This is a genomic window from Aeribacillus sp. FSL K6-8210, from assembly GCF_037963925.1.
Lineage (GTDB): Bacteria > Bacillota > Bacilli > Bacillales > Aeribacillaceae > Aeribacillus > Aeribacillus composti.
The window spans coordinates 1,287,485-1,299,759 of record NZ_CP150172.1; the positions used below are offsets into that span (position 1 = coordinate 1,287,485).

Genomic DNA, 12,275 nt, shown 5'->3' on the forward strand with positions numbered 1-12,275 from the left:
GGAAAATCTAAATTTCGAGCCGTCTCATATTATGACAACTATCAAGCATCCATCACATTATGCAGGTCATATGCAGAAGCTGGCGTTGATGGAAAGGATCGGTCAGAGAAGAAATTTGGAAAAGATTATAATCAAAACAAATGAGGCTTGCATGAAAGTTTAATAGAACGAAACTTTCTGTAAGCCTTTTTTTAGCGTGATGACAAATATTGAGCAGATGAATTGAAATGAGGAAAGAATGCACAGGCACTGCTGAGTGAGGTATCCGCCCGGTTTTTAGAAAATAAATTCTGACTATTGACAATATTAATTTTCTTTTTTAATATCGAATTAAGTAATTAAGTTCCCTATATCAGGAACAAATAAAAATTTTTATTTTTTAGGATTGATGGAAACGCATACATGATCATTAGTTTTGGATCAATTTTATTTTTCGGGAGGGTTTCCTATGAGCAAAAAAGAAGTCATCACGGACACAGAATTAAAAGAATATTACGATGGGATGAAAAATAGTTATTTAGGTCCGCTATGGTATGATTTAGGACACATGGTGACAAAAGAGCCTGTTCATGATGTGGAGCCATATTTATGGAAGTGGAAAACGATCCGCGATTATGTTATGAAGGCGGGAGAAATTTTAGAACCTGGAAAAGATGCTGAGCGGCGCGTTGTTTATTTGCAAAATCCTAATCTATTAAAACATGGATTAGTCGGATATGGGACACATACGTTGTATGCCGGAATCCAGCTATTGCTGCCGGGGGAATTTGCTCCTTCGCACCACCATTCTCAAGGAGCGATCCGTTTTATTATTGAAGGTTCTGGAGCTTATACAGCTGTGAATGGGGAAAAAGTGTACATGGAACGGGGAGATATGATTCTTACTCCTGCATGGACATGGCATGAACATAAACATGAAGGAACTGAACCGATGATTTGGCTAGACGGTTTGGATGTAGGACTTGTGAAAAATTTGGCTGCTTCTTTCTTCGAACCTTATGAAAATGGATTTTACCCTGAACAGCCGCCTGAAAATTATTCAACTGAAAAATTTGCAAAAGGTGCGTTCGTTCCGAAAGGCAAAAAAGAAAAGCCTGGGTACCCTTCTCCTATTATTGGCTACAAATGGGAGCGCGCCAAATATGTTTTAGAGCAAATGAGTAAATCGCCAAAGGAAAACGAAGATCCGTATGATGGTTATGCGATTGAATACATCAATCCGACAACAGGAGGATCGGCAGATGAAAGAATCGGTTCGATGATGCAAAGATTGCTGCCGAACCAGCATACGAAAGCGCATCGCCATGTTCACAGCGCCATTTACCATGTTCTTGAAGGAAAAGGATATACAGTCATTAACGGACAAAAATTTGAATGGGAAAGAGGAGACTTCTTCATTCTGCCGCCGTGGAGCTGGCATGAGCATGTCAATGAAGGATCGGAGGACGCCTATTTGTTCTCATTCAATGATAAGCCGGTTATGGACATTCTTGGATTAGAATATGAAGAGGCCCATCCGGAAGGGCATCAAAAAATTGAAAAAGTATTTACTCCAGGCCCGTAAATAGATTAAAAATTGTGCAGAAGCGATTTAAGTGAGGAGTGTGCCTATGAAAATTGCCATTTTTAATGATAATCGATTAGGAATCGTAACAGGCCAAAAAGTTTCAGATGTAACAACTACCGCTGACTGGGATCAAACAAAGCCGCATGAATCATTAGTAAGGCTGATGGAAAATTTTGATTCATTGAAAGATACACTGGAAAAGGCAGCTCAAGAAGGAAAACAGTACGATCTTGAAGAAGTAGTTTTTAGAGCGCCTGTCCCTTCACCAAGCAAAATATGGGCTGCTCCTGTTAACTATAAAAAGCACCAAGAGGAGATGAACAAACAATTTAACAACGCTCCGAGAACGATTGAAGAACTTGCGCTGTTCTTAAAAGCTCCGTCATCTGTTTCAGGTCCGTCCGATCCGATTTTGCTTCCATTTAAAGACAGAAGAACAGATCATGAAGCAGAACTCGGATATGTCATCGGCAAAAAAGCGAAAAATGTTAAATATGAAGATGCAAAAGATTATATTTTCGGCTATTTCGCCTTATTGGACATTTCCATCCGGGGAAATGAAGAGAGAACATGGAGAAAATCTTTTGATACATTCACACCGATCGGTCCATGGATCGTGACGGCTGATGAGATTGAAAATCCAAATGATCTTTCATTGAAGCTCTGGGTCAATGAAGAATTGCGCCAGGACGGAAGCACGAAGCATTTAATTTATGATTGCTACAAATGTTTGGAAGTCGCATCGACTTATTCGACATTAAACCCTGGGGATATTATCGCAACCGGAACTCCTGAAGGTGTCGGACCGATCCGTGATGGAGATGTCGTCCGCATTCAAGTTGGAAGTGTGGGGGAATTTTCCGTAAACGTAAAATTTGCAGATGAGAATTAGAAGGTGGAAACATGAAAAATATTTATACGTTTAGAGTAGTGTGGGGAGATACAGACGCTGCTGGCATCGTGTTTTACCCGAATTTTTACCGGTGGATGGATCAAGCCTCGCATGAATTGCTGCGCTCCGCAGGCTTTCCTGTGGCGAAGCTGCAATCGGATGAAAAGATCATTACACCGCTTTTGGAAGCATTTTGCCAGTTTAAATCACCTCTTCTTTATGATGATGAGGTAGCTGTCCATTCTGAAGTAGTAGAAGTTAACAACAAAGTTTTCAAAATCAAGCATACGTTTAAAAAAGGGGATCAAGTTGTAGCAGAAGGCCATGAAGTGAGAGCATGGACATCTGTCGCAGAAGATCGGCCAAAAGCAGTGCCTGTTCCTGAACATGTCAAAAACATCCTTTTGTCTTAATTTTAAGCTGAAGGCAAAGGTTGTTTTTGACAAACTCAATCGGAAAACCGCCATTTATGTAAGAAGGCGGTTTTCCGTCTACTTTTGATGGGAGGGATTTGAATGGCAGCAAACCGGATGACTGAAAATGTGCTGATTCATGAATTGATTGAGGAATCGGCAAAAAAATTTAAAGACCGTGTTGCTTTTGCAGAAGGAAACAATTTCTATACTTTTGAAGACTTGAATCAATTGTCATTAAGATTGGCGAGGCATTTTATACAGCTAGGTTTGAAGAAAGGCGATGCCATCTCTGCACAGCTGCCCAATTGCTGGGAGTTTGTTGTCGTACATCTTGCTGCATCGAGAATTGGGTTAGTGTTTAATCCGCTCAGTCCTAACTACCGGAAAAAAGAGCTGCAATATATGCTTTCACATTGTGAAGCGAAAGCGTTTGTAACAATTGACAATTGGAAGGGATTCAATCATGAACAACTTGCTCATGAATTGAAGGCTCAGCTTCCTCATTTACAGCATGTTTTGGTGGCAGGGGAAAAGAAGAATGACCGCAGCATAAGTATCACAGCTTTGCTTGAATCAGAACCAGATTCCGTTTCTGATCAAGACATACATGAAAACTTACCGGCTTTTGATGATCCGTGCATCATATTATTTACATCAGGTACAGAGTCCAATCCGAAAGGAGTTCTTCATACATTCCGGACATTTGTTCCGTGCCATCTGCTAAATGGCAAGGAGTATCAAATAACGGACAATGATACCATTTTATGCTTAACTCCATTATGCCACATGTTTTCACTGCCGATGATTATCATTAGCCTTCGATATGGAGCGAAGCATTTACTTTATCCAGAATATAAATCAAATGAAATTATCGACTTATTGAAAAAAGAAAAAGTATCTTTTTTGACTGCTGCACCCGCACATTTAATTGACTTATTAAGACAGTGCGAACAGCAAAATGTAAGCGGTTTAAATCCTCGACTTATTTTAACTGGGGGAACAAAAATACCGGCGAAAATGGTTCAAGATCTTAGGGCTACATTAAACTGCGATGTAGCTGCTCAGTGGGGCATGAGTGAAATTTGTGCAGGAACCTTTACTCGTCCGGGCGATGAAGCTTCATTAACATGGGAAACAGTTGGCAGACCGGCACCGGTCGGGGAAGTCATCATTGTAGATGAGCGGCACAAACCGCTTCCGACGGGCGAGATAGGAGAAATCGCTTTTAAAGGAGAAAGCTTATTTATTGAATATTATAAAAATCCGCAAGTAACCGCCCAGTCGTTTACGGAAGACGGCTATTTTTTAACAGGGGATCAAGGCTGGCTTGATGAAAAAGGATACCTCCATTTCGTCGGACGGACGAAAGATACGATTAACCGCGGCGGATTAAAATATCATGCTTCAGAAATTGAAGAAGCATTGCAAATGCATCCGAAAATAAAACAAGTGGCAATCGTCAGTGTTCCAGATCCTCGTCTAGGCGAACGGGGCTGCGCCTTCGTCTCTTTGCGAGAAAATGAAACGATTGATCTGGAGGAAATTAAAGAATATTTGCAGGAAAAAGGATTTGCAAAGTATAAGTTTCCAGAATATTTAGTGATTAAAGATGAACTGCCGACCACTCCGTCCGGCAAAATTTCAAAAGGGCTTGTCAGAGCAGAAGCAGCATCCTTATCTGAAAATTAAGCATGTATCAAGGCAGACAACGAACAAAGGCTGTCTGCCTGTTTTAAACGACATGCTTCGGTCAAACGTTAGCAGAACTCACAAAAGATCAATAAAAGTCTGAGAAACCTTTTTTAAAAGTCTGCCCCGATGTTTGCACCAGCAGATCTTATTTTCTGAACAAAAACGCATAAGGGTTACTTTTAATAGGTGCTAGTTCATGTTTTGTGAGCTAGTTCTCTTTTTCATTTTAAAAGTTTAAACCCCATTCTTTTTCTGCCACGGATTTTATTTCGTTAATAGCATTTTGCTTTTTTTGAAGAATATGTTTATATTTTTCATCATCTGTTTGGAGATGGTCATTTACTTCAATTTGATAAGTTGCGATATTTTCATCATCTTTTACAATAAGGCCATATGATAATTCCTTACTATAAAGAGGAACCCAAACAATTAAATCCACTTTTTCTTTGCTATTACTTACTGATAAATTGGTATATGTATGGAAAAGGGGAGCTTCATATACTGTAAGAACCATATCTGATTCGTTTTTCGCATAATCACCTAATGGGTTTTGTTCGAATCCTTTCGCATATGTTTTCATCAATTGGCCATTGGCATAAGTGTGGATGCCAAAATATAAAGCAAATATGCCAACAATTCCAATCATTATTTTAAAAATAACTTTTTTATAATTCAATGATAACATCTCCCATCTTTTTTAATTCCTCATCATGTGTAACCAATATAATGGTCTTTCCTAATCTATTAAGTTCTTTTACATGTTCCATCACTAGATTGGCGTTATATTTATCCAAGCTTCCTGTCGGTTCATCTGCCAATATAATACTGCATTTTTTCATAAACAGACGCGCAATGGCTACTCTTTGCTGTTCTCCACCGGACAAAGTATATATTTTTCTTTTTTCGTAACCATTCAATCCAACTTTTTCTAATGCTGCTGAAACAGTGGTATTGTTTCTATATTTCTTGTCGATCATCAGAATGTTTTCTTCAACAGTCTTATTTTCTACTAATGCAAAGTTTTGAAAAAGAAATCCGAGCTTCTCTCTATATGCCTTAAGAATATCATCGTTTTTCGAAAGATCTAAGCCGTCGATAAATACTTTCCCTGCATCTACCTTTTCAATCCTTTCTATGATCATTCTGTTTCCCTATGCCGAATTTTGGTAGAATGAAAGGGAGTCATAACTATATTGAGGATTAGAATTCGTTATGAGATGTTGATTCAAAAATCTATTGCTGATTAACTATGTCCTGGTGCTATCTCCGAAAGATTTTCATGTATAACGAGGACGGAGAAACGCAGCAGGAGCTTTTATCATCCTTAAAGCTTCATATCGACCAGATTGTTCAGGAGATTAAGCCTGCTCATCATGTTGTAAAACCAAACTGTGGACAAATAAAAGAACCAAGTTCCTCAATTCATGCCAGTACTAGCTCTATTTAGAGACTATCTATATTTCGGAGAATTTAATGCAGATGGTATTAAAAAACAGTGAAGCATTTCCATTTGTATATCTTCAACTGATTGATGTAGTTGGGAACAAGTTGTTTTCTCGATACCTCAAATTGGCAATTTTTAAAGGACATATGATTCAACAGTTTATGTATGAATTTGAATGTATTTATACAACAACTCAAAGAATTATTTTAGATAGCAAAACTCTGCTTGATGACTTCGAATGGGTATAGCAGCCTTTGATTGAGCTCGTCTATTTCTTTCATTGTTAAGATCAATAATCAGAAGGCTTTCCGGGCATAAAGAACATTTGATATGCTGCATTTTTCAGTCAGCACGCTGTACCTGTTTCATCCAAAGCATCTGCACCGGAACAACAGCTTGCTCATTCCAATCATTGGATTGCATGATATTGTTGCTGCAATGATTCAACTGCTAGTTCAGTTTCAAGGCTGCAAAAGCGGTTGTGATGATTAATATAGAGCGCGCTGATTATTCAAACGGATATATAGTCCATCGGTAACCTTCATGAAATGACCTATGACGGTTCTTTTGGACCAATGGACTAGGAAACTTACGCAGATTGTCGAACTTTTACATCTATTTACACTTTATTTTTGTTTGACAAGGTAATCGGTTACCACTTTTGATTACATTATATATTCCTATAAGACGAAAATCAACAAAATTTTCCTTTAGGACTAAAAATGTTTCTTTTAGGAAGATTATAGAGAGGTTGACAGAAAATGAGCGATTTCAAAAAGGAATTGGGCAGTCGGGTAAGACGAATTCGTAAAGAAAAAGGTTTGACACTTGAGGAAATGGCAAAAGCTACTGGTATTACGAATAGCGCACTAAGCAAAATTGAAAGAGGAGCAGTTTCAGTTTCTGCTGAGAATCTATCATTAATAAGCAGAGTTTTAGGAGTGAGTAATGATTACTTGCTATACGGCGAGGCTTATTTGACTAGTGTTCCGATTTCTGAAACTAATGATAAATTTACGTCAAATTCTTGTTTACAAGAAATGACTGACCGTGCTTCAGTTGAAGACGATAAAATTAAAAAATCTCCATTGTTTAAAAGATTTCAGGATTTGACCATAAAATGTTTGATAGGCGAAAACAGTTCGGTCAGCTTAGATCCTGAAGCACTAATGAATCTATTTAAAGCTTCAGCTGCTCTTTTTGCCGATCCATCTATAAAAGTTAGTGAAAACGAAATGATCGATCAACAAAATGACAAAAACGAACTTTCACCAGAAGAGCAGGAACTAATCGAAATCCTCCGTCAATTGGATGACGGCGACAAATTTGAAATTATGACTATTGCCAGAATGAAAAGAGACATAACTAAAAGGTATGGCAAACGAAAAAAGGGGATGTCATCTACATCGATTTCCGAAGGGGCTGCCGCATCTGAAAAACGTTATGATAAGTTTGCTTAATTTTATATTCCAAAATGGTAAGTATGTTACCATTTTTAAAAATTGAGCAGGTCTCGTATTTTCCCTTAACAGGTAGACAGTTAAATGTAATGATTTTATGCTCCTAACCGTCTACATGGGAGGGGATTTTTTTAAAGCAAAGAAAGGATAAACGTTTCAATTTTTATCAAAGCATTTATTTTATAATGAAGGTTTGGATTTATTTAGGCATTTTGTAACTGAAAGACAATATTATACAAAACCGACAATTTAAATATGTAAGTGAATTTCGAAACGGATTGACCTTATCCTAAGCGGAATTTGTTGTCAATACGAACTTTTCACGAAAGTGCAATCGAGTACACTAAAACCATTCAACTAAAGAAGAACTATTAAGGGCATCCTGGCTAGTGTACTATTCGTTTTGGCTGGTATTTTCATTACGACACGAGAGAGACATGAGACATGGGGCTGTCCAGAAAATCAAATCCCATTAAAAACAAAAATCATAAACATCGATATATCAACGTTTCTAAAACATTAAAGGGGCGTCAATAAGCCGTAAAAACGACTTATTAGACACCCCCATTTTATGAGACCTTCAGAACTAGCTGCAATTTGCGCTTTTTCAACAAGTGCATCCAAATGACGGATTATTTTGTCGTATATTGCTTGGATAATAAATTCGCAAATTGTTACATGATCCGATATACATCCCCAGTTCGCCTCTAGAGAACCACAAAAAATAGAGAAGAGAAAAATTAACTCAACTTGCTCGTTTATTAAATTCCCCCTCAACCTCTTCCGGTAAAAAATCTCATTATATGGGAAAAAATATAAAAAGTATGTTGGCCGATCTAACAAAACAACGTTGTATCATTTTTTATTTCGTTAATATAAAAGCAAACATTCCATTCTCATTATGTAAATTTTTTTACATAGGAGGGGTTTAGATGTCAGAGGTGATTCGGAAAACGATTTTATTATTGCAAACTATTCAGCCGAACGAAAATAAAGAAGAGTGGAGTACTACGGAAATCAGTAAAAAGCTCGGTATTCCCGTTCAAACGGTGCACCGATTGCTGACTTGTTTAGAAGAGTATGGATTTGTGTATAAAAACAAACAAACGAGAAAATTCCGTCTAGGCCTTACATTGCTTCAATTAGGTCTTTCCATACGAGACAATCTATCGGTTCGTAATGCTGCAGTACCAATTATGGAAAAGCTGGCCCAAAAAACAAAGGAAAGTGTGTACTTGACCGTACCGGAAGGATGTGAAGGCGTGTTTATTGATTGTGTTGATTCGCCGCATTGGCTTAGAATTGTCGAACCGATTGGAATGCGTCTTCCATTATGCGTAGGTGCTTCGAAAAAAGTGATTTTAGCATACTTGGAAGAGAAAACAAGAAGCCAAGTGATTAAAGATCTTGTAAAAAATGGAAGGATAAAAGACGTGGATCATCTTCACCGACATTTAATGTTAATTCGAAAGCATGGATATTGTATTTCTTTCGGGGAAACAACAGAAGGAACCGCCAGTGTGGCAGCTCCTATTTTCTCTTGGGAAAATAAAGTGATCGCCTCTTTAAGTGTTGCCGGACCGGAAACGCGTTTTACGAAAGATGAGTTAGCCGGTTTAATATCTACCACAATCAGAGCCGCAAATGAAATTTCCGAAGAACTAGGCTGGGTACCAAACAGATGACCAAAGGATGAAAAAGTCCATCCTATGGAAGAAAAGGTAACATAGTTTTCGTAATTTTCCCAATATTCGATAAAACGAGCTTTTTTTTGGGAAAAAATTATGGAATATTGTATATAACCACAACCTCTCACAAAAAGTTCCAAAAATTTTTCAACGACTGGAGGGAAAAAAGATGTGCGGGATCGGTGGTGTCATCTTTAAAAATCCAAATCACAAAAGGAAAACAGGCGAAGTTATATTGGCAATGCTGGACAGTTTGTTTCGAAGAGGTCCTGATTCAACAGGAGTTGCCATACTACATCCAAAGGAAGAGAACGTCTTATATGTTGATGTGAATTATGAAACAAGGGGCAACGGGGAGAAAATCATTTCCTTCTTAAAAGATAAAGCAGATGTGCTGTATTCATCTGATCATGGCAATTACGTCAGAACAAAAATTGTCCATTCAGGAGATATCCAACATATTGTACAAGGAATCAGTCAGTTGGACGAAGACATTTCAGTCGCAAACATCGGAGAATCGATTGAAGTGTTGAAATCTTTAGGGGGAGCTCATCTTTTAGATGCGCAATTTAAACTTTCCGTATATGACGGGCAAGTTGCTGTAGGCCATACAAGAATGGCGACAGAAAGCAAAGTCGATATTTCCCATTCGCAGCCGCTCTGCTGCAATACTTTCAAAGATTTAACGATTATTCACAATGGCCATGTGACAAACTACATTAAATTGAGAGCATACTACGAAAAGAAAGGCTATCAATTTATAACCGGAAATGATTCGGAAGTGATTGCCGTTTATTTAGTAGATGAAATGAAGAAAGGAGCCAGCTTAAAAGAAGCAATGACAGCATCTGTTCATGATTTAGACGGCTCTTTTAGCTATATTGCTGTTACGCCGACAGCAGTCGGTTTAGCAAAAGAACCTTTTAGTATGAAGCCGATTGTGCTTGCGGAAACTGATGATTTCATCGCTTTTGCTTCTGAAAGCTTAGCAATTACAAATGGCTTTGGGGAAAGCTTGCCAGTAAGAGAACCAGGGGCAGAGGAGGTATTGGTATGGAATCTGTGAAAGAAAGTATAGTAATTGATTGCAAGAGTGAAACGGTGACTTCAATCAACCAAATGATTCGGGATTTTGCGAAAAATAATATAGAGGAGGTCATCATCGAAAACCCTCTCGCACGCCATAATCTTGGAGTATGCATAACAGATCCGATTCATCTCATTTATAACGGAGATGTCGGCTACTATGCAGTGAGTTTATGTGATAAGGTGACAGCGACCATAAACGGGAATTGCGGCTGGGCAGTTGGTGAAAATTTAATGAGCGGAGAAATTGTCGTAAATGGAAATGCAGCGTCTTCCTGTGCAGCTTCGCTGAGAGGCGGTATCGTAGTTGTCAAAGGAGAGGCAGGCGCCAGGGCGGGAATCAGCATGAAGGGAGGGACTTTAATTATTGGCGGTAATACCGGATATATGACCGGTTTTATGATGCAAAAAGGAAAAATGATTATTTGTGGAGATGCTGGGAAAGCGCTGGGAGATTCCATGTATGATGGAGTGATCTATGTTGGCGGGAAAATTGCGGAGCTGGGGAATGGAACAAAGGTAGAGGAAGTGTCGGAAGAGGAAAAAGATGAGATAAAGAGTTTGCTTGATTTCTATCAAATAGAACCGCCGCCCTCTTTTCAAAAAATTGTTCCTAACGGCTTGCTTCATCATTTTAATAAAAAGGAGTTTCGCGTATGGAAAGAAATCTTATAAGAAAAAGCAAGGTGTGGAGTCCGGAAAAAATTGAAGAAATTCAAGAAAAAGCTCAGATTGGACGATATCGCATCCGCGGCCAAGCTACAAAAAGAATGGACTTACCTTCCTTTGACGATCTCGTCTTTACTCCGGCAGGACTGTCAAGGGTACCGCTGGAAGGGTATCGGGAGCGATGCGATACAAAAGTTGTTATAGGAGAAGGAAAGGTGAAACGTCCCCTCGTACTCGAAACACCGATCATGATTGCAGGGATGAGTTTTGGGGCGATTAATGCTCATTCTAAAAAAGCGCTTGGCATTGCAGCGACTAGATGCGGCATCAGTACATGTACGGGCGATGGGGGCATGCATCCGATAGAACGTGAATATTCGGAGAAATTGGTCTACCAATTGCTTCCGAGCCGCTACGGTTTAAATCCTTATGATTTGAAAAAAGCCGATGCGGTAGAAATTGTCGTGAGCCAAGGTGCCAAACCAGGTACGGGCGGAACGCTTCTTGGACATAAAGTTTCTGAAGAAGTGGCAAAAATGCGGGATCTTCCTGCAGGAGTCGATCAACGAAGCCCGTGCCGGCACCCCGATTGGATGGGGCCAGATGATTTAGGGGTAAAAGTAGAGCAAATTCGGGAAGCGACTGATTATGAAGTGCCGATCTTTATTAAAATTGGGGCCGGACGCGTTTATGATGATGTAAAGCTGGCGGCAAAGGTTGGGGTGGAAGCAGTCGTCATTGATGGAATGGAAGGAGGAACCGCTGCCTCACCGGAAATCCAATTGGATCATACAGGGATTCCGACCATTTCCGCTGTAGTTGAAGCAGCTCAAGCACTTTACGATATCGGTATGAAGCACGAAGTAAAGCTAATTATCGGCGGCGGAATCAGCAATGGCGCTGATGCAGCGAAAGCCATCGCACTAGGTGCGGATGTCGTTTATATGGGTTCAGCAATGTTAATTGCCCTTAATTGCCAGCGGCCAATTTATATAGAAGACTACCATGCCTTAGGGACAGAACCTGGTGCATGCCATCATTGCCATACGGGTAAATGCCCGGTCGGTATTGCGACACAAGATCCTGAGTTAATGGCGAGATTAGATCCTACAGCTGCCGCTGAAAGAGTGGAGAATTATATCAATTCGATCACGATGGAAATGCAAATTTTTGCAAGATCGTGCGGAAAAAGCAGAGTCAGTGATTTAGATCCTACCGATTTGCGCTCGTTAACATTAGTCACCTCCTATATTACAGGAGTTCCTCTAGTAGGATTAGGGGGCAAAAAACCGTATTTTGCAAGCCTTGACCATGGGAGTTCATTTAAAGATCTTTTAAAAGTGTAAAAAATAAGGGATGGT

General features: G+C 39.3%; 12 protein-coding genes. 10 read left to right on the plus strand and 2 right to left on the minus strand.

The features are described 5' to 3' along the window. Positions 1-448: 448 nt before the first annotated feature. The 4 genes from NSQ41_RS06295 to NSQ41_RS06310 all read left to right on the plus strand — a co-directional run bounded on the left by NSQ41_RS06295 (position 449) and on the right by NSQ41_RS06310 (position 4,564). Positions 449-1,564, plus strand: a complete 1,116-nt coding sequence (locus tag NSQ41_RS06295; protein WP_066251654.1) for a cupin domain-containing protein — start codon at positions 449-451, stop codon at positions 1,562-1,564. Between the two features lie 46 nt (positions 1,565-1,610). Further along, positions 1,611-2,459, plus strand: a complete 849-nt coding sequence (locus NSQ41_RS06300; protein WP_066251651.1) for a fumarylacetoacetate hydrolase family protein — start codon at positions 1,611-1,613, stop codon at positions 2,457-2,459. 11 nt (positions 2,460-2,470) lie between these two features. After that, complete coding sequence (locus NSQ41_RS06305) at positions 2,471-2,872, plus strand: thioesterase family protein (protein ID WP_063386378.1); 402 nt, start codon at positions 2,471-2,473, stop codon at positions 2,870-2,872. A 102-nt stretch (positions 2,873-2,974) separates the two neighbouring features. Further along, positions 2,975-4,564 (plus strand): class I adenylate-forming enzyme family protein, encoded by a 1,590-nt coding sequence (locus NSQ41_RS06310; protein WP_261308806.1) that lies wholly within the window; start codon positions 2,975-2,977, stop codon positions 4,562-4,564. A 229-nt stretch (positions 4,565-4,793) separates the two neighbouring features. On the opposite strand, the gene NSQ41_RS06315 is transcribed toward NSQ41_RS06310, so the two are convergent. Both NSQ41_RS06315 and NSQ41_RS06320 read right to left on the minus strand, forming a co-directional pair. Continuing rightward, a complete protein-coding gene (locus tag NSQ41_RS06315; RefSeq protein ID WP_339211247.1) occupies positions 4,794-5,243 on the minus strand; it encodes a hypothetical protein in 450 nt (149 codons plus the stop codon). After that, on the minus strand, positions 5,233-5,709 hold the full coding sequence (locus NSQ41_RS06320; RefSeq protein ID WP_339211249.1) for an ATP-binding cassette domain-containing protein: 477 nt from the start codon (positions 5,707-5,709) through the stop codon (positions 5,233-5,235). Before NSQ41_RS06320 ends, NSQ41_RS06315 begins: the two co-directional genes overlap by 11 nt. A gap of 632 nt (positions 5,710-6,341) precedes the next feature. Here NSQ41_RS06320 and NSQ41_RS06325 point away from each other — a divergent pair. The 6 genes from NSQ41_RS06325 to NSQ41_RS06350 all read left to right on the plus strand — a co-directional run bounded on the left by NSQ41_RS06325 (position 6,342) and on the right by NSQ41_RS06350 (position 12,260). Then, complete coding sequence (locus NSQ41_RS06325; protein ID WP_161939838.1) at positions 6,342-6,503, plus strand: hypothetical protein; 162 nt, start codon at positions 6,342-6,344, stop codon at positions 6,501-6,503. Positions 6,504-6,772: 269 nt separating this feature from the next. Then, positions 6,773-7,471, plus strand: a complete 699-nt coding sequence (locus NSQ41_RS06330) for a helix-turn-helix transcriptional regulator (RefSeq protein ID WP_339211251.1) — start codon at positions 6,773-6,775, stop codon at positions 7,469-7,471. A 932-nt stretch (positions 7,472-8,403) separates the two neighbouring features. Continuing rightward, positions 8,404-9,156: an IclR family transcriptional regulator gene (locus NSQ41_RS06335; protein ID WP_063389445.1), complete on the plus strand. Its 753-nt coding sequence runs from the start codon at positions 8,404-8,406 to the stop codon at positions 9,154-9,156. 172 nt (positions 9,157-9,328) lie between these two features. Then, on the plus strand, positions 9,329-10,225 hold the full coding sequence (locus NSQ41_RS06340; RefSeq protein ID WP_339211253.1) for a hypothetical protein: 897 nt from the start codon (positions 9,329-9,331) through the stop codon (positions 10,223-10,225). Next, entirely contained in the window at positions 10,213-10,920 is a 708-nt protein-coding gene (locus NSQ41_RS06345; protein WP_339211255.1) for a hypothetical protein, read from the plus strand. Before NSQ41_RS06340 ends, NSQ41_RS06345 begins: the two co-directional genes overlap by 13 nt. Next, a complete protein-coding gene (locus tag NSQ41_RS06350) occupies positions 10,902-12,260 on the plus strand; it encodes an FMN-binding glutamate synthase family protein (protein ID WP_063389442.1) in 1,359 nt (452 codons plus the stop codon). The genes NSQ41_RS06345 and NSQ41_RS06350 overlap by 19 nt, the downstream gene beginning before the upstream one ends. The last annotated feature ends 15 nt before the right edge of the window (positions 12,261-12,275 follow it).

Coding starts and splice junctions, on each gene's coding strand:
- NSQ41_RS06300 (WP_066251651.1), top strand. CDS start 1,611: ATGAAAATTGCCATTTTTAATGATAATCGATTAGGAATCGTAACAGGC.
- NSQ41_RS06305 (WP_063386378.1), top strand. CDS start 2,471: ATGAAAAATATTTATACGTTTAGAGTAGTGTGGGGAGATACAGACGCT.
- NSQ41_RS06325 (WP_161939838.1), top strand. CDS start 6,342: ATGCTGCATTTTTCAGTCAGCACGCTGTACCTGTTTCATCCAAAGCAT.
- NSQ41_RS06345 (WP_339211255.1), top strand. CDS start 10,213: ATGGAATCTGTGAAAGAAAGTATAGTAATTGATTGCAAGAGTGAAACG.
- NSQ41_RS06350 (WP_063389442.1), top strand. CDS start 10,902: ATGGAAAGAAATCTTATAAGAAAAAGCAAGGTGTGGAGTCCGGAAAAA.
- NSQ41_RS06330 (WP_339211251.1), top strand. CDS start 6,773: ATGAGCGATTTCAAAAAGGAATTGGGCAGTCGGGTAAGACGAATTCGT.
- NSQ41_RS06295 (WP_066251654.1), top strand. CDS start 449: ATGAGCAAAAAAGAAGTCATCACGGACACAGAATTAAAAGAATATTAC.
- NSQ41_RS06335 (WP_063389445.1), top strand. CDS start 8,404: ATGTCAGAGGTGATTCGGAAAACGATTTTATTATTGCAAACTATTCAG.
- NSQ41_RS06340 (WP_339211253.1), top strand. CDS start 9,329: ATGTGCGGGATCGGTGGTGTCATCTTTAAAAATCCAAATCACAAAAGG.
- NSQ41_RS06320 (WP_339211249.1), bottom strand. CDS start 5,709: ATGATCATAGAAAGGATTGAAAAGGTAGATGCAGGGAAAGTATTTATC.
- NSQ41_RS06310 (WP_261308806.1), top strand. CDS start 2,975: ATGGCAGCAAACCGGATGACTGAAAATGTGCTGATTCATGAATTGATT.